The organism is Sphingobacterium sp. KH_072 (assembly GCF_057837975.1).
In genome coordinates, this window is record NZ_CM174457.1 from 1,098,408 (window position 1) to 1,117,073 (window position 18,666).

The 18,666-nt window shown below is 44.3% G+C and carries 12 protein-coding genes, 2 tRNA genes and 3 rRNA genes; all 17 read left to right on the forward strand.

Translation table 11 applies throughout. The features are described 5' to 3' along the window. Positions 1 to 106 precede the first annotated feature (106 nt). Positions 107 to 1,789: an energy-dependent translational throttle protein EttA gene (gene ettA, locus AC3IRT_RS05200; protein ID WP_489395373.1), complete on the forward strand. Its 1,683-nt coding sequence runs from the start codon at positions 107 to 109 to the stop codon at positions 1,787 to 1,789. A gap of 9 nt (positions 1,790 to 1,798) precedes the next feature. Next, the gene (locus AC3IRT_RS05205; RefSeq protein WP_489395374.1) at positions 1,799 to 2,992 is read left to right on the forward strand and encodes a PAS domain-containing sensor histidine kinase; all 1,194 of its coding nucleotides are present in this window, start codon (positions 1,799 to 1,801) and stop codon (positions 2,990 to 2,992) included. Between the two features lies 1 nt (position 2,993). After that, entirely contained in the window at positions 2,994 to 4,046 is a 1,053-nt protein-coding gene (locus AC3IRT_RS05210; RefSeq protein ID WP_489395375.1) for a response regulator, read from the forward strand. A 130-nt stretch (positions 4,047 to 4,176) separates the two neighbouring features. Next, on the forward strand, positions 4,177 to 4,629 hold the full coding sequence (locus AC3IRT_RS05215; RefSeq protein WP_489395376.1) for a lactate dehydrogenase: 453 nt from the start codon (positions 4,177 to 4,179) through the stop codon (positions 4,627 to 4,629). Further along, positions 4,592 to 5,986: an oxygen-independent coproporphyrinogen III oxidase gene (hemN, locus tag AC3IRT_RS05220; protein WP_489395377.1), complete on the forward strand. Its 1,395-nt coding sequence runs from the start codon at positions 4,592 to 4,594 to the stop codon at positions 5,984 to 5,986. The genes AC3IRT_RS05215 and hemN overlap by 38 nt, the downstream gene beginning before the upstream one ends. A gap of 25 nt (positions 5,987 to 6,011) precedes the next feature. Beyond that, complete coding sequence (locus AC3IRT_RS05225) at positions 6,012 to 8,399, forward strand: heavy metal translocating P-type ATPase (protein ID WP_489395378.1); 2,388 nt, start codon at positions 6,012 to 6,014, stop codon at positions 8,397 to 8,399. Positions 8,400 to 8,411: 12 nt separating this feature from the next. After that, a complete protein-coding gene (ccoS, locus tag AC3IRT_RS05230; RefSeq protein WP_489395379.1) occupies positions 8,412 to 8,567 on the forward strand; it encodes a cbb3-type cytochrome oxidase assembly protein CcoS in 156 nt (51 codons plus the stop codon). A gap of 535 nt (positions 8,568 to 9,102) precedes the next feature. Then, a 16S ribosomal RNA gene (locus tag AC3IRT_RS05235) occupies positions 9,103 to 10,630 on the forward strand. A 150-nt stretch (positions 10,631 to 10,780) separates the two neighbouring features. Continuing rightward, a tRNA-Ile gene (locus AC3IRT_RS05240) sits at positions 10,781 to 10,857 on the forward strand. 18 nt (positions 10,858 to 10,875) lie between these two features. Further along, positions 10,876 to 10,949: transfer RNA gene (locus tag AC3IRT_RS05245), tRNA-Ala, on the forward strand. A gap of 196 nt (positions 10,950 to 11,145) precedes the next feature. Next, positions 11,146 to 14,032: ribosomal RNA gene (locus AC3IRT_RS05250) — 23S ribosomal RNA — on the forward strand. Between the two features lie 196 nt (positions 14,033 to 14,228). Continuing rightward, positions 14,229 to 14,340: ribosomal RNA gene (gene rrf / locus AC3IRT_RS05255) — 5S ribosomal RNA — on the forward strand. Together the 16S, 23S and 5S rRNA genes with 2 tRNA genes alongside form the textbook arrangement of a ribosomal RNA operon. A gap of 122 nt (positions 14,341 to 14,462) precedes the next feature. Further along, the gene (locus AC3IRT_RS05260; protein WP_489395380.1) at positions 14,463 to 14,792 is read left to right on the forward strand and encodes a sulfatase-like hydrolase/transferase; all 330 of its coding nucleotides are present in this window, start codon (positions 14,463 to 14,465) and stop codon (positions 14,790 to 14,792) included. A 22-nt stretch (positions 14,793 to 14,814) separates the two neighbouring features. Next, on the forward strand, positions 14,815 to 15,441 hold the full coding sequence (locus tag AC3IRT_RS05265) for a sulfatase/phosphatase domain-containing protein (RefSeq protein WP_489395381.1): 627 nt from the start codon (positions 14,815 to 14,817) through the stop codon (positions 15,439 to 15,441). Between the two features lie 258 nt (positions 15,442 to 15,699). Beyond that, complete coding sequence (locus AC3IRT_RS05270) at positions 15,700 to 15,933, forward strand: M12 family metallopeptidase (protein WP_489395382.1); 234 nt, start codon at positions 15,700 to 15,702, stop codon at positions 15,931 to 15,933. A 319-nt stretch (positions 15,934 to 16,252) separates the two neighbouring features. Beyond that, positions 16,253 to 17,584 carry an alpha-L-fucosidase gene (locus AC3IRT_RS05275; protein ID WP_489395383.1) on the forward strand — a complete coding sequence of 444 codons (1,332 nt, stop codon included), beginning with the start codon at positions 16,253 to 16,255 and terminating at the stop codon, positions 17,582 to 17,584. Between the two features lie 125 nt (positions 17,585 to 17,709). Then, positions 17,710 to 18,657 carry a tRNA modification radical SAM protein MnmL/YtqA gene (mnmL, locus tag AC3IRT_RS05280; RefSeq protein WP_489395384.1) on the forward strand — a complete coding sequence of 316 codons (948 nt, stop codon included), beginning with the start codon at positions 17,710 to 17,712 and terminating at the stop codon, positions 18,655 to 18,657. Positions 18,658 to 18,666: the final 9 nt, after the last annotated feature.

An 18,666-nucleotide genomic window follows, 5' to 3' on the forward strand; every position in this document is an offset into this window, starting at 1 on the left:
GTTTCAATAAATTTATCAACAATCGCGCCACCGGCCGTCGGTGACCAAAATGGCAGTAATTGACTTCAAATCGCTATATTTGTCTGAAATAAGTTACAATTTTGCTATGTCAGACGAAAAAATAATCTTCTCGATGGCAGGGGTCTCTAAGGTCTATCCGCCATCTAAGCAAGTACTCAAAAATATCTATTTATCCTTCTTTTACGGTGCCAAAATCGGAGTTATCGGGTTGAATGGTTCGGGTAAATCTTCTCTTTTAAAGATCATCGCTGGGTTGGACAAATCCATGCAGGGCGAGGTGGTCTTTTCACCTGGATATTCGGTTGGATATCTGGAGCAGGAACCGCAGTTAGATTTAGAAAAAACGGTTCGCCAGATAGTAGAAGAGGGCGTTGCGGAAACCGTAGCCGTGTTAGCTGAATACGAAGAAATCAACCAAAAATTTGGTCTTCCCGAGGTATATGAGAATGCCGATGAGATGGATAAATTGCTGGAACGCCAAGGAGTGTTGCAAGATAAAATTGATGCGAGCAATGCTTGGGAATTGGATAGCAAGCTGGAGCGTGCTATGGATGCGTTGCGTTGTCCTGACCCAGAATCAGTAATTGCCAATTTGTCAGGAGGTGAGCGCCGTCGTGTGGCACTTTGTCGTTTGTTGCTACAAGAGCCCGATGTTTTGTTGCTCGACGAGCCGACGAATCACTTGGATGCCGAGTCTATTGACTGGTTAGAACAACATTTAAAACAATATCAAGGAACGGTGATCGCGGTAACGCACGATCGTTATTTCTTAGATAATGTAGCGGGATGGATTTTAGAATTAGATCGCGGAGAAGGTATTCCTTGGAAAGGGAACTATTCATCTTGGTTGGATCAAAAAGCCAAGCGATTGGCACAAGAAGAGAAACAGGAAACCAAACGCCAAAAAACTTTGGAGCGTGAGCTCGAATGGGTGCGTATGGCACCAAAGGCCAGGCATGCCAAATCAAAAGCACGTCTTCATAACTATGAGAAATTGGCTTCGGAAGAAACACAAGATCGCGAAGCGAAATTGGAATTATTCATTCCGCCAGGACCACGTCTGGGGAATGTAGTGATCGAAGCCGATCAGATTTCTAAATCTTATGGCGATCGTATTTTGTTTGAGAACCTAAGTTTTTCACTTCCTCCGGCAGGAATCGTCGGTATTATTGGTCCTAACGGTGCAGGTAAAACCACGTTATTCCGTTTGATCACCGGTCAAGAACAACCAGATACAGGTACATTTAAAGTCGGTGAAACAGTCGCCTTAGGCTATGTGGATCAGATGCACCACGATCTGGATGCAGAAAAATCAGTTTGGGAAAACATTACCGATGGTAATGAAAATATCAATCTAGGTAATAAGCCCGTTAATTCCAGAGCATACGTCTCTAAGTTCAATTTCAACGGAGCAGATCAGCAAAAAAAAGTGGGCGTATTATCTGGAGGAGAACGTAACCGAGTCCATTTGGCCATTACCTTGAAAAAAGGATCGAATGTACTGCTGCTGGATGAGCCGACGAATGATATTGACGTGAATACCTTACGCGCGCTAGAAGAAGGTTTAGAGAATTTTGGCGGCTGTGCTGTCGTGATCTCTCACGACCGTTGGTTTTTAGACCGAATCTGTACGCATATTTTGGCATTCGAGGGTGATTCTCAAGTGTATTTCTTCGAGGGGAACTATACCGAATACGAAGAAAACCGCAAAAAGCGCCTAGGTGATATAGCGCCACAGCGTATTAAATATAAAAAATTAGTGAAGTAATCTTTTGTTTTGGATAACGCAAAACTATTAGAAGCCATCATCGTCAACGCTATCGATGGTATTATTACCATCGATAATCGTGGCTTGGTCGAATCGATCAATCCTGCTGCATTGGCCTTGTTTGGTTATCGCGCAGAAGAAGTGGTGGGGCAAAATATTCGGATGCTCATGCCAGAACCTGATCGCGGTAATCATGATTCCTACATTCAAAATTATGAACGTACGGGGCATGCTAAGATTATTGGATTAGGGCGCGAAGTATTAGGCCGCAAGAAAGATGGTACAACGTTTCCGTTTCGCCTAGCGGTAAATGAGGTGTTTTATCAGAATCGGAAGATATTCACCGGATTTATCCACGATCTATCCAAGGAAAAGGCCGCCGAAGATCAACTTCGGCAATATGCTGTAGAACTGGAAGAGAAGGTGCGCGACCGGACTAAAGACTTGATAAATCTCGTTTCGCAATTGGAGGAAGCAAAACAGGAGGTGAGCACGTCACTCGAAAAAGAGAAGGAACTGAATCAGCTCAAATCTCGTTTTGTATCGATGGCATCACACGAATTTCGTACGCCACTTAGTTCGATGCAACTTTCCGCTTCGCTGATCGAAAAATACATGCAAAAGCCAGATCACGAAGCTGTAGCGAAGCATACGGCACGGATTAAAGGTTCGGTTCAATTGCTGAATACGATTCTCAATGACTTTCTCTCCTTAGAGAAGTTGGAGGCTGGCGTAGTGCGTGTAGATAAGCAATTGGTCAATGTGGTGCAGTTGGCCGAGGAAATCACCGAAGAGATGCAGTTGATCTGCAAAAAAAATCAATTGATTGTCTACCAACACACCGGTTCCGAAGGTTCGTTTGCGTTGGATCCGCACCTAATAAAAAGCAGTGTTATCAATCTGATTTCCAATGCGATAAAGTATTCTGGGGAAGATACTTATATTGAGTTTTCTACCGAAATAAATGGGCAATCTTGCGCCATCACCGTGAAAGACAATGGAATAGGTATTCCGCAGGAAGAGCAGCAGAATTTGTTTGAACCGTTTTTTCGAGCACACAATACAGGAAGCATTCCCGGTACGGGCTTGGGTCTGAATATCGTAAAGCGCTATGTAGAACTGATGGGCGGCAAGCTGAGTTATTGGTCTGAGTTGCATAGTGGCGCATCTTTTAGTATGACTTTTTCTGCAAGTAAAGTATAACATGGCATCACATAAGCAAAAGGTCCTGATCATTGAAGATCATTTGGAAATCCGAGAGGGCACGGCCGAAATATTGGAACTAACGGGCAACTATCATGTATTCACGGCCGCTCATGGTCGCGAAGGAGTAGATCTTGCCTTAGAGCATGTGCCGGATATTATATTGTGTGATATCATGATGCCTGAATTGGATGGTTATGGTGTGCTTTATATGTTGGGGAAATATCCCACCACGAAAGACATCCCTTTTATCTTCCTAACGGCAAAGACCGAACGGTCGGATATCCGGAAGGCGATGGAAATGGGCGCTGATGATTACCTGACTAAACCTTTTGATGATATCGAATTGCTCAACGCCATCGAGGTGCGATTGAAAAAGAGAAGTCAACTCGCTGCGCATGCGACCAACGAGCCGCAGGAAGATATTGCTCAGGAAATTCTCTTAGATCAGATGGTCGGAGAAGCACGCATTAAGCGTGTCAAGAAAAAACAACTGTTGTACGAAGCTGGTGACGTGCCTTATTTCATCTATTATGTGATAAAAGGTAAAGTGCGTACCTTCTTGAGCTATGTGGATGGTCGAGAACTCTCAACGGCGATTATTACCGAAAAACGACTTTTTGGGTACGAATCTCCATTACTCAATAGTACGTATAGTGACAATGCAGTGGCGCTAGAAGATGCCGAAGTTGCATTGCTGCCCAAAGAAGATTTCTTCGAGCTGATGTACCGAAAACCTGCTTTGGCAGCGCAAGTGATTAAGATGCTTTCTGGAAATGTGCAAGCGAAAGAGAAGCAAATGTTGGGCTTCGCTTACGATACGGTGCGTAAGCGCGTCGCCAATGCGCTGGTAGAGGTGGCCGAAAAATCTGCTCCGCAGCAAGATCAATGTACGATCCGTATCTCCCGCGAGGATCTCGCGGCATTGGCCGGCACGGCCAATGAGACGATTAGTAGAATGCTGGCTGATTTTAAAGACGAGAAATTGATTAGCAAAGAAGGTAATTCCATTGTCGTCAAGTCGGTACAAAAACTTCATCGTATCAAACACTAGACTTTCTGAACCCGTTGCCAATAGGTGACGAAGATCATATTTTTTGCTGATGCAGTGCATGAGGCTGCCTACTCGTGTCCGGTATCTTTGTTCGTAGTTGTTTTATCATCTGCAAACACCGAAGAAAGATATGAGAGTTATAGCATACAGTATATTGGAGCAAGAGAAAGAACTGCTCATCAAAGCCAATTCTAAAGTTCATGATTTTACATTTATCTCTAATCCATTGACGATGGATACCATGCATTTTGTAAATGGCAAAGAAGTGATCGTGATATCGGAACGGGATGTGTTAGATCAGCAAGCGTTAGTAAACCTGTACCATCTTGGTGTGAGAAGTATCATTACGCGTACCACATCTACATCGCATATCGATCTTTCGGCTGCTGGCATACTCCGCATGCACGTAGCCAATACGCCATTTGACGATCAAACGTCCTACGGCATCGCTACGCAAGTAGTACAAAATCTGACCAATTGGATGGTGGGCGGCTGCGCCGGAAAAGCTTGCCAATGCCGCATGGATTGCGCGAAGAAAAGCGCTGATGCATTGCAGGAAGGAGGAGCGCACGATGTCCGATAACCTCAGCGAATTGATCGACAAATATAATGTAGCGACTCCGCGCTACACCTCTTATCCCACCGTGCCATGTTGGGATACCGCGCGTTACAGTACATCAGGCTGGATCGGTCAGTTGCAAGAAAACTTTGCACGTGACCGCGCGCAAGGTATTAGTATCTATATACACCTGCCATTTTGCGAAAGCCTATGCACCTATTGCGGTTGCAATACCCGCATTACCAAAAATCACCAAGTAGAATCGCCTTACATCAACGCGGTAATCAAAGAATGGCAAATGTATCGGTCAGTTTTAGGTGTCCAGCCATTGCATATCAAGGAAATACATCTTGGAGGCGGTACGCCAACGTTTTTTGCGCCAGAAAATTTGCGGCAGCTCATCGATGCGGTGTTAGATGGGAATATGCTTGATGCCAATCCTGCTTTCTCTTTCGAGGCACACCCAGCCAACACATCGATAGAGCATCTGCAGGTATTGTATGATGTAGGGTTTCGACGACTTAGTTTGGGTATTCAGGATTTTGATCCCGAAGTGCAGCGCGTGATTAACCGTAAGCAAAGTGTAGGAGATGTGAAAACTGTGATGGAGCAGGCACGTGCTATCGGCTATACATCGGTCAACTTCGACTTGATTTATGGTTTGCCTTTACAAACGCTGCATTCAGTGTTTGAAACCATTACCGTTGCACTTTCCATGACGCCAGAGCGAATCTCTTTTTATAGTTATGCACATGTGCCTTGGATCAAACCCGGTCAGCGGCACTTTAGCGAAAAGGATCTACCAGTAGGCAAAGAAAAGATGGATCTGTATAAATTGGGCAAAGGCATGATCGTGGATGCAGGCTATAAGGAAGTCGGCATGGATCATTTCGCTTTGCCAGGTGATAGCTTATTGCTGGCGTCAGAGAATGGGGAGTTGCACCGCAATTTCATGGGTTACACGGATAGCTATACACCGATCTTGATCGGTTTGGGCGTCTCTTCCATTAGCGATGCCTGGTCGGCTTACGCACAAAATGTCAAAACGGTGGAAGAGTATTATCGACTACTAGATCAAGACGAATTGCCCGTCTTGCACGGACATATATTGTCCAAAGATGACGAGCAATCTCGACGCTATATCTTAGAGATGATGTGTCGCGAAAAGGTTGTGCTAGACCCAAAAGATATGCATAAGAATGCAGAAATTATGAAACGTCTTCGCTCCCTGCGAGCCGATGGATTGGTACGGGTGAAAGATCATGTAGTCCGTGCAACACCATTAGGGAAGGCATTCATTCGAAATGTATGTACCGCTTTTGATGAATATTTGCATCAAGAAGCCGATGTTTTACCGGTTAGATTTAGTCAAGCCGTATAGATTATTACCATAAAACAGATTCCCCATGCCTCCCGAATTACTTATCGACCAAGCTTGCTATCATTGTGGGGATAGTCTTGGTCCAGCGCCTTATCTGCTCGATGGCCGACAGTTTTGTTGCTTAGGTTGCCAGACCGTCTATCAAATCATGTACGATAATGGGATGGATAGCTATTATAAGTATAATACGCATCCTGGGAAATCTCAACGCGATAACCATACCGCTGATCTAAGCTATCTGGACGAGCCGAAGATCAGGGCACAGTTGCTAGACTATATGGATGAGCAGCGATCTATTATTACATTCTACATTCCAGCGATTCATTGCAGTTCCTGTATCTGGCTTTTGGAACATCTTTACCGTATCCATAAGGGGATTTCGCGCGGTCAAGTCGATTTTATGAAAAAGCAGGCTAGTATCGTATTCGATCAACATCGTATTAGCTTACGCGAATTGGTGATTTTATTGACCTCCATAGGATACGAGCCCAAAATCACCTTGCAAGATGTGGTGCAAGAAAATAAAAAAGTAGACCAACGGGGCTTGATTGCCAAAATAGCGATGGCGGGCTTTTGCTTCGGCAACTCCATGATGCTGAGCTTTCCAGATTATTTTGGCATGTCTGCATTTGAAAAAGAGTTTTCCCACTATTTTGGTTACCTCAATCTACTATTGGCGCTGCCTGTGTTTTTATATAGCGCATCCGGCTATTTCAGCTCCGCTTGCCATAGTCTGAAACAGGGGCGTTTGAATTTAGAGGTGCCTTTGGCATTAGGGATTCTAGTCTTATTTTTGCGCACGGCCTATGAAGTATTGATGCATACTGGTCCCGGCTTTGCCGATACGCTCTGTAGTTTGGTGTTTTTTATACTAATTGGTCGTTGGGTTCAGCAGCGTACATACCACCATCTCTCTTTCGAACGCGATTATCGCTCTTACTTTCCGGTTGCCGTAACGGTGTTGAATAACGGAGCCGAACGGTCGGTGCCATTGGCAGAATTGCAAGTAGGAGATCGGATTTGGATTCGACATCAAGAAATTATTCCGGCTGATGCCATCTTGCTCAAAGGAGAGGGCGCGGTCGACTTTAGTTTCGTTACCGGCGAATCAACGGTCGTGCACAAAGGATTAGGGGAAATGATCTATGCCGGTGGCCGGCAAATGGGAGAGGCGATGGAGCTGGAAGTCATGAAGCCCGTGTCTCAAAGTTACCTCACCAGATTGTGGAACAATGATCACGAAGAAGCGCCACCGAAGGAATACCGCACTTTCGTTGGCTTTATCAGCCAATATTTCACGATTGGTTTGGTGCTGATCGCCTTGGTGGCGTGGATGTATTGGTGGCTGGTAGGGGATACATACCATGCTTGGGCGGCATTGACCGCTGTGCTGATCATTGCTTGTCCATGTGCGTTGGCATTAAGTTCACCATTCACCTTATCGGCAGCGTTGAGCATTTTGGATAAGAATCGTTTCTACGTTAAGAATGCCGCTGTGATTGAGCAAATGGCTGCGATTGATTGCCTCGTATTTGACAAAACGGGTACCATTTCGTCTCCTTCCTCCGCGCGGATGCGGTGGCAAGGTCCGCTAACTGATGATGAATCCATCGCCCTAGCTTCTGTGTGTCGGCATTCTTCGCATCCGCTAAGTCGCCAAATCGTGCAATACCTCGCTCAGAAAAAATATAGAGAAGTGAGTGCTTTTGAGGAGATAGCGGGTCAAGGAATCACAGCGACCTGTGCCGGATTACTACTGAAAGCGGGAAGTGCGCGCCATGTGGGTGCAAAAGTGCATGCAGAAGGTACAGTAGTATATGTGCAAATTGATGGAGAAATAAAAGGTTTTTTTCAAGTGGAACAATCCTGGAGACCTAACTTAGACACAGTTTTACAAGATTTATCGCAAGAGTACACGTTGCACTTAATATCAGGGGATAATGAAAGACACCGTTCGGAAATGACGTTGCTGTTTCCGGATCAAGCGAGCTTAATCTTCAATCAGCATCCTGGCGATAAGCTCCAGAGAATTGCTAACTGGCAACAAGATGGTCGCTTAGTGGCGATGATAGGGGATGGGTTGAATGATGCTGGTGCTTTGCGAAAGGCCGATATGGGTATCGCCGTCAGTGATGATATCAACAACTTCTCACCAGGATGTGACGCGATACTCGATGGGGCGCACTTTGATCGGCTGCCTTACTTCTTTCGTTTCGCGAAGGATGCCGTGTTGGTGATACGCCTGAGTTTCGGAATATCTATCTTATATAATATAGTAGGTTTGAGCTTTGCGGTGCAGGGAACGATGTCGCCTTTGTTTGCTGCTATTCTCATGCCGCTAAGTACCGTCACGATTATTTCGTTTACCAGTTTAAGCACGCGTTGGTTAGCAAAGCGTCGCAAACTGCTTTAATTTTTAGAGCTCATGGGTATTATTTTTTTATTAATTGGTTGTAGTGCTTTGGTTGCTTTACTATTTTTAGGCGCTTTTTTCTGGGCTAATAGCACAGGGCAGCATCAAGATACCGAAACCCCAGCTTACCGGATTCTCTTCGATGATGAGATGGAGGAGGAATTATAAAGACTTTCTTTAAAAAAAATCTCTCTACAAATAAGGCAGTTAGGTATTGTTAAACAGAAAAGAGTTAGAAATGTTTTTGGGGTGCGAAATTTTATTCTACCTTTGCACCACTCCGCAAGGGAGGAACGATGTTGAAAAGATAGAAAAGAGGGTTTATGATGGTTTAGGCTATGATAATTTTGATTTTCGGAGCGGGGAGATCTTCAAATTATTTTCAAAATAAATTTGGAAGTTCAGAAAAGATTCCTACCTTTGCAATCCCAACCGAGAGGAAGGGCAACAAAATGAAACGTTAAGCTCGAAAGAGTAAAACATAAAGGCCAAAGCGCGATGCGGCGGCGAGCAAGTTCTTTAAAGAAATGATCATGATGCGTGGTGAGTAGTTTAGCTTAATTAGATTCTAATGAGGCGGCGAAAGTCACGGAATAAGAAAATGAGAAAGCTAGAATAAAAAATACGATTCCGGATTAGATATTAAAAAAAGACAATTTCTAATTATTTTATATAAATAGTTAGGTGTCGAACAATTCATTTTACAATGGAGAGTTTGATCCTGGCTCAGGATGAACGCTAGCGGCAGGCCTAATACATGCAAGTCGAACGGGATCTGAGGGTAGCTTGCTACCCGATTTGAGAGTGGCGCACGGGTGCGTAACGCGTGAGCAACCTACCCATATCAGGGGGATAGCCCGAAGAAATTCGGATTAACACCGCATAACAATACGTTAACACATGTTAATGTATTTAAATATTTATAGGATATGGATGGGCTCGCGTGACATTAGCTAGTTGGTAAGGTAACGGCTTACCAAGGCTACGATGTCTAGGGGCTCTGAGAGGAGAATCCCCCACACTGGTACTGAGACACGGACCAGACTCCTACGGGAGGCAGCAGTAAGGAATATTGGTCAATGGGCGCAAGCCTGAACCAGCCATGCCGCGTGCAGGATGACTGCCCTATGGGTTGTAAACTGCTTTTGTACGGGAATAACCCTTTCTATGTATAGGAAGCTGAATGTACCGTAAGAATAAGGATCGGCTAACTCCGTGCCAGCAGCCGCGGTAATACGGAGGATCCAAGCGTTATCCGGATTTATTGGGTTTAAAGGGTGCGTAGGTGGCTATTTAAGTCAGGGGTGAAAGACATCGGCTCAACCGATGCAGTGCCTTTGATACTGAATAGCTTGAATTATGTTGAAGATGGCGGAATGAGACAAGTAGCGGTGAAATGCATAGATATGTCTCAGAACACCGATTGCGAAGGCAGCTGTCTAAGCATTGATTGACACTGATGCACGAAAGCGTGGGGATCAAACAGGATTAGATACCCTGGTAGTCCACGCCCTAAACGATGATAACTCGATGTTAGCGATATACAGTTAGCGTCTTAGCGAAAGCGTTAAGTTATCCACCTGGGGAGTACGCTCGCAAGAGTGAAACTCAAAGGAATTGACGGGGGCCCGCACAAGCGGAGGAGCATGTGGTTTAATTCGATGATACGCGAGGAACCTTACCCGGGCTTGAAAGTTACTGAATGATTTAGAGATAGATCAGTCCTTCGGGACAGGAAACTAGGTGCTGCATGGCTGTCGTCAGCTCGTGCCGTGAGGTGTTGGGTTAAGTCCCGCAACGAGCGCAACCCCTATGTTTAGTTGCCAGCACGTTAAGGTGGGGACTCTAAACAGACTGCCCGTGCAAACGGAGAGGAAGGTGGGGACGACGTCAAGTCATCATGGCCCTTACGTCCGGGGCTACACACGTGCTACAATGGCCGATACAGCGGGCAGCTACCTGGCAACAGGATGCGAATCTCGAAAAGTCGGTCACAGTTCGGATCGGGGTCTGCAACTCGACCCCGTGAAGTTGGATTCGCTAGTAATCGCGTATCAGCAATGACGCGGTGAATACGTTCCCGGGCCTTGTACACACCGCCCGTCAAGCCATGAAAGTTGGGGGTGCCTAAAGCATGTAACCGCAAGGAGCGTGTTAGGGCAAAACCGATAATTGGGGCTAAGTCGTAACAAGGTAGCCGTACCGGAAGGTGCGGCTGGAATACCTCCTTTCTAGAGATGCGGAAACGTATTGCTTACCACGCACATGACATTACTTTAAATACATTAAAGATAGAACACACAAGAAGGAAATACAGCACCCACCCTATATCTAAAGATATACGGTTAGGTAGTATCACCCGAGAAGAGATATATAAAGCTAGTCCCGTAGCTCAGTTGGTTAGAGCACTACACTGATAATGTAGGGGTCAGCAGTTCAAATCTGCTCGGGACTACCAAACACAATCTTACACGATGGGGAATTAGCTCAGCTGGCTAGAGCACCTGCCTTGCACGCAGGGGGTCAACGGTTCGACTCCGTTATTCTCCACTATTCCAAGTGGTAATATATAGTATATAGGCACATTAGAAACGGCGATATAGTATATATATCTACAGGAAAAACGTTCTTTGACATATTGAGAGAAAGAAGACACAAGAAAAGAAACAACAGAGCATATCTGTGCAACTTTTCGGAGTTGTATAGAAAAATCGTCCCTTCCGAGCAAAAGCGGAAAGAGGATTTGAAGAAAGTAACAAAGGGCACACGGGGGATGCCTAGGCTCTCAGAGGCGATGAAGGACGTGATAAGCTGCGATAAGCCACGGGGATTAGCATATGTGAATTAATCCGTGGATTTCCGAATGGGGCAACCTAGCTAGTAGAAGACTAGTTGTATAATACGCGAACGCGCCGAACTGAAACATCTAAGTAAGCGTAGGAGGAGAAAATAATAATGATTTCGTAAGTAGTGGCGAGCGAACACGAAAGAGCCCAAACCATAGTTGTTACGGCAATTATGGGGTTGTAGGACCACGACATTGTATTGTCGCTATGAACTGGAAGCAGGTGGGAAACTGCGCGATATGGGTGATAGCCCCGTACAGGTAAAGAATGACAGCATAGTGGTATCCTGAGTAGGGCGGGACCGGAGAAATCCTGCTTGAATCTGCCGGCACCATCCGGTAAGGCTAAATACTCCTGAGAGACCGATAGTGAACTAGTACCGTGAGGGAAAGGTGAAAAGAACCCCGAACAGGGGAGTGAAAAGAACCTGAAACCGTGTGCTTACAAGCGGTCGGAGCGGATTTATTCCGTGACGGCGTGCCTTTTGCATAATGAGCCTACGAGTTACTCTTGTCCGGCAAGGTTAAGTCGTTAAGCGACGCAGCCGAAGCGAAAGCGAGTCTGAATAGGGCGCATAGTCGGATGAGGTAGACGCGAAACCTTGTGATCTACCCTTGGGCAGGTTGAAGTTGCAGTAACATGTAATGGAGGACCGAACCGATAAACGTTGAAAAGTTTCCGGATGACCTGAGGGTAGGGGTGAAAGGCCAATCAAACTGGGAAATAGCTCGTACTCCCCGAAATGTTTTTAGGAACAGCGTCGGCATAGAGTCTTGTAGAGGTAGAGCTACCGATTGGGTGCGGGGGAGTCAAATCCTACCAAATCCAGACGAACTCCGAATGCTACAAGATATGGCCGGCAGTGAGGCTTTGGGTGCTAAGGTCCAAGGCCGAGAGGGAAAGAACCCAGACCATCAGCTAAGGTCCCTAAATATACGCTAAGTTGAACTAACGAGGTCCGGTTGCCCAGACAGCTAGGATGTTGGCTTGGAAGCAGCCATTCATTTAAAGAGTGCGTAACAGCTCACTAGTCGAGCGACCGGGCGTGGATAATAAACGGGCATCAAGTGTATTACCGAAGCTATGGATTCATACTGAAAGATGTATGTCTGGTAGGGGAGCATTCTATCGTCGGAGAAGCAGTGAGGTGACTTATTGTGGAGATTATAGAAAAGCAAATGTAGGCATAAGTAACGATAAGGCGGGTGAGAAACCCGCCCACCGAAAGAACCAGGTTTCCTGATCAACGCTAATCGGATCAGGGTTAGTCGGGGCCTAAGGCGCATCCGAAAGGAGGTAGCCGATGGACAACGGGTTAATATTCCCGTACTTTTATATACTGCGATGTGGTGACGGAGTAGTGACACTGCCGCGAACTGACGGAATAGTTCGTTGAAGTGCGTAGGTATACAGACTGTAGGCAAATCCGCAGACTGTGCTGAAACACGATAGTACAGCAAAGCTTCGGCGGCGCTGATAGTGCAGGTAATCAGACTTCCAAGAAAACCCGCTAAGCTTCAGGTATATAAAACCCGTACCGCAAACCGACACAGGTGTTCGAGGAGAGAATCCTAAGGTGCTCGAGTGAATCATGGCTAAGGAACTCGGCAAAATGGCCCTGTAACTTCGGGAGAAGGGGCGCTTCCTCCAGCGATGGAGAAGCCGCAGTGAAAAGGCCCAGGCGACTGTTTAGCAAAAACATATGGCTTTGCAAAATCGAAAGATGAAGTATAAGGCCTGACACCTGCCCGGTGCTGGAAGGTTAAGAGGGGATGTCATCGTAAGAGAAGCATTGAATCGAAGCCCCAGTAAACGGCGGCCGTAACTATAACGGTCCTAAGGTAGCGAAATTCCTTGTCGGGTAAGTTCCGACCTGCACGAATGGTGTAACGATCTGGGCGCTGTCTCAGCCATGAGCTCGGTGAAATTGTGGTATCGGTGAAGACGCCGATTACCCGCAACGGGACGGAAAGACCCCATGAACCTTCACTATAGCTTAACATTGGAATTGGATACAGGATGTGTAGGATAGGCGGGAGATGTTGAAGCGGCTTCGCTAGGAGTCGTGGAATCAACCTTGAAATACCGCCCTTTCTGTATTCGGTTTCTAACTCGGTTTAGCCGAGGACATTGTTTGGTGGGTAGTTTGACTGGGGTGGTCGCCTCCAAAAAGGTAACGGAGGCTTTCAAAGGTGGGCTCAGTACGCTTGGTAACCGTACGTGGAGTGCAATGGCATAAGCCCGCTTGACTGTGAGACCAACAAGTCGATCAGGGTCGAAAGACGGACATAGTGATCCGGTGGTTCTGTATGGAAGGGCCATCGCTCAAAGGATAAAAGGTACTCTGGGGATAACAGGCTGATCTCCCCCAAGAGCTCATATCGACGGGGAGGTTTGGCACCTCGATGTCGGCTCGTCACATCCTGGGGCTGGAGAAGGTCCCAAGGGTTGGGCTGTTCGCCCATTAAAGTGGCACGCGAGCTGGGTTCAGAACGTCGCGAGACAGTTCGGTCCCTATCTGTTGTGGGCGTTGGAAGTTTGAGTGGATCTGTCCTTAGTACGAGAGGACCGGGATGGACTGACCGCTGGTGAACCAGTTATGCCGCCAGGTGTACGGCTGGGTAGCTACGTCGGGAATAGATAAGCGCTGAAAGCATCTAAGTGCGAAACTAGCCACGAGATGAGACTTCCTTATAGGGTCGTAGAAGATGACTACGTTGATAGGTCATAGGTGTAAAGGTAGAGATACCATAGCCAAGTGATACTAATAGCCCGAAGCTTTCGCAATGATAGAAAACGTGTTCTGTTGTTTCCTGTGTTTCTTACGCTAGCAATAGTGAATGGTATGCAGATTATATTTTCTTACTGTCCTTCTTTCTTTCAAATATATGTCACGATATTCTTTTGTACTGGGATATACGTACTGCCAATAGAGATTGATCTCGATACGCACTACTATATACTCGATACGAAATAAAGATATTCAGGTGCCTATATCGGCGGTGTCCACCTCTTCCCATTCCGAACAGAGTAGTTAAGCCCGCCAGAGCCGATGGTATTGCCGTAACAGGTGGGAGAGTAGGTCGGTGCCTAATTTTATAATAAAGCCCTTGCAACAAAATTGCAAGGGCTTTTTTTGTGTAAATATTTTTTGTTGTATCAGCATCTATACAAATCTCTAAGATAACCTAGTCAGGATTTTTGTCGTGCTGCATTATTGACCGGTAAATACAGTCATATAAATAGATTTGTTTCCAATGATAATCAGTTTGATATCAATCAATTGCTTTTCTCGAGGTTGCTGACCGAATCTGGATACCAAACGGCGTGGATTGGTAAATGGCATTTAGAAACATTGCCGGACGATGCATTTGATTATTGGGAAATTTTGCCTAATCAAGGCCATTATTTCAATCCGGATCTTTATAATCAAAATAATGATAGATTGCATTATAAAGGATATGTCATCGACATTATAACAGAACTTTCTACTGATTGTATTAAGAACAGAGATCGTGACAAACTTTTTTTGCTAATGATGGGTTGAAAAAGCTACCCATCGAGAATGGTTGCCTGCGATTGAAGATTTGGGATCCTATGATGATGTCGATTTCCCGGTTACAGCAAGCCTTTACGATAATTATGAAAATCGGAGGGCCACCGAACACCAAGATATGAGTATCGCTAAAACGATGCAATTAGCTTCCGATCTCAAAATCAATGTGGATTATGGAAAAAACGGGATCTACAGTAGATTGGATGAAGAACAGCGTGCGGCATACAAAGCTTATTATGACGACATTGTAAGTAAAGAGTTTAATGAACAAGAACTTGATGATAATGCACTTTCCGAATGGAAATTTCAACGTTATATGCGTGATTATTTTGCAACTGCCAATGCACTAGACTGTAATATTGGAAAGATGGTAGATTTCTTGTCAGCAAACGGTCTTGCAGAGAATACGATTGTGATTTATGGTTCTGATCAAAGATTTTATTTGGGTGAGCATGGCTGGTTTGATAAAGGCTTTATATACGAAGTGTCGTTAAGAACACCATTCATGATTCGTTATCCGGGTGTGATTGAAGCTGGTACGGTAATTGAAAATTCTGTTCTTAATATTGATTGGGCCCGAACGTGCGACGATCACCCGGAACTTAAGTCAGACTTGGCCGAATCGGACAGTTTTTTATAGACTTCCGGTCCAAGATTCCTTATCGAATGCCAATTACAACGTCTTTCTCGCTAGCATACGGAGCTTTTAACTTGATCACAGCACAGCAGAAACTTCCGTCCGATTAGTAGAACGTACTACGCAACCAGAATATGTCAATTTTGTATATTCGCCTTCATCTAATATTTCACCCTTAGGTTGGTCCTGAGGTCGTGTTAATCAAATTAATATTGCCAACATTACGTTTCCAGCAATCATGGCACATAAACTCTGCACTCTATGGGTATTATGCATGAGCAGACTCGCCCTGACCGTGATTCATATATTATTGTTTATATCAATCGTGTTCCAGCTGTAAGAGGTAATTTTAATATTTGGCCGGGTTATGTTAATCACGGTGCATTCGATTTTGAGTCAGTGATGCTATATGGTTCTTTCGACTTTTCTATTGATCGTAGTTTACCAGCTTTAACTAGACTTAATGGCACCACTTGGAATAGTCAACGTACATGACTTACAGCTGGAGATTATGCAGGTATAAATGCACTATATTAATAAAGCATAACCGCATTATGTAAGTTAGATATCCAAAATACTATAATATACAGTGAGTGGGTGACATGTCTGTTAACCACTCATTTTTATTATATGATAGGTAGCTCAATCCTGAGAGATAGGTCAAAAGGATTTAATTACTTATTGGAATCTACTGCTTTTAGATTGTTTTCTGTAAATGATATAGCAATATGTCGTAATTATAAGCATTATTGAAATGATATTTTTTAATGCTAAATGCTTAAAATTATAGATATTTGACTATAACCTAAATACAATGATTTATAGAATTATATTATTTGTTTTATTTGTGACGATGAGCCAATTATCATCTGCACAGTCTTACATACCATCTTCATCCAATATAGAGGCAAGAAAATGGTTTACAGATGCACGATTCGGTCTTTTCATACATTGGGGACCTTTTAGTATTCCGGGTAGTGGTGAATGGGTGATGAATGATCGTAAGATTACCGTAGAGAATTATGCACTTCTTGAACGTTTTTTCAACCCCACAGAATTTGATGCAAAAGAATTGGTGAGCATGGCCAAAAATGCCGGAATGAAATACATCACATTGATCACAAGGCATCATGACGGTTTTAGTCTCTGGGATACAAAGTATTCTGAGTTTAATATTATGAATACGCCTTATAAGCAAGATATCGTGAAATTGGTGGCCGACGAATGTCAAAAACAAGGTGTTAAACTATTTCTTTATTATTCTTTGTTAGATTGGACTCGTGAAGATTTTCCGCATGAAACGGGGAGAACAGGACAGTTTAGTGGAAGAAAGGGAACTGGCGATTATGCGAGTTACCTCCAGTTTATGAAAAATCAATTGACCGAATTACTGACCAATTATGGTGAGATAGGTGGGATTTGGTTTGATGGCCACTGGGATCAAACTGCTCCCGAAGGGGAGGAAGACAGAACTTCGCGACTCGACTGGAAATATGATGAAATATACGGTTTGATCCATGAACTACAGCCACAATGCCTTATCGGAAATAACCACCATTTAACTCCACTACCAGGAGAAGATTTTCAAATGTTCGAAAGAGATCTACCAGGAGAAAATAAATCAGGTTTAAGTTTTCAAGAAGCATCCGATCATCTACCTGTCGAGGCGTGTCAGACTATTAGTGAATCATGGGGGTTTAATCTGAGTGACACAACGTATAAGTCATCTAAACAACTGATTGAATATTTAGTGAAATCAGCAGCCCTTGGATCTAATCTGTTGCTTAATATTGGCCCTATGCCAAATGGAGAAATTCAATCTGAATTTAAAGAACGATTATCGACCATCGGATCATGGCTTCAAATCAATGGTGAAAGTGTCTATGGAACATCTGCTGGCTATCTCGCTCCGCAGCCTTGGGGCTGCTTAACGCAGAAAGGCGACAAAGTATATGTGCACGTATTTAATAACGACGGTCATGACATTATCTTAGATAAGTTTCCCTACAAAAAAATAAAAAAGGCCTACGATTTAAAAAATGGTGCAATGGTAAATGCAAAAATTAACAATGGTCAGGTTGTTGTTTCTACAGGATATCATCAAAATGAATTAAATCGTGTAATTGTATTGGAAGTGATAAATTAATATCTTGATTATAAATCAATAATTATAAGTCTTCTAGGTGATGATAATACAAATCTGTATTTAACGCCTGCTTCAATCATCGCATGTTGCATAGCCAGCAAGTATGCGTATCTTTGCAGCACAAGATGGCAACACTATTAGATTCAGGAGTAAAACCGTACAATCATTACGGAGCATACCTCAAAGAGAAATACGCAGGACAGAAAGTTTTCAAGGTCATTGTAGACGGAAATTTTACGTGTCCTAATCGGGATGGGAGCAAGGGATATGGCGGCTGTACCTATTGTAATGTCGATTCCTTTACGCCAGATACTGCGCGCAAGATTCCTTCCATGCGAGAGCAGGTGGAGAATGGTATTGCCAGAGCGCGTAAATCTTACGGCGCCGAGAAGTTTGTAATCTATTTTCAACCCAATACCAATACTTACGCACCTACACATTTGCTCAAGATGATGTACGACGAAGCGTTAAGCATTTGTCCAGAGCATACTGTTGGCCTATCAGTTGGTACTCGTCCAGATTGTTTGGACTTGGAGAAGATTGCTTTATTGGAAAGCTATACCGATCGATATGATGTGGATTTGGAGATGGGTATGGAATCGATCTATAATGATACCTTGGAGCGCATCAATCGAGGTTGTCTACATGATGAGTTCGTGAACATTATGAAGCTGTTGGAAGGCACCAAGCTAGAAATCTGTGTGCATACCATCTTTGGTTTTCCATGGGAGACCGAAGAGATGATGCTTAAATATGCGGATGAAATCAATAAACAACCTCATATCAAGTTTGTGAAACTACATCACCTGCATATTGTAGAAGGATCGATCATGGGAGCGAAGTATAAGCGCGAGCCGTTCAAGTTGTTTACTATCCCAGAATATACCGATTTCTTGGCTAAGTTCATCCCTTTGCTTAGACCAGACATTATTATTCAACGGATTTTTGGTATTGCAGATAAAGAGCTTTTGATCGCGCCGAATTGGGGCTTCCCCAAATCAAAAATCCAAACCGAGATTGACAAAGGCTTGGAAGCTCGTGGTGTAAAACAAGGATCAGCTTACCAAGGTTAATTGATCAAG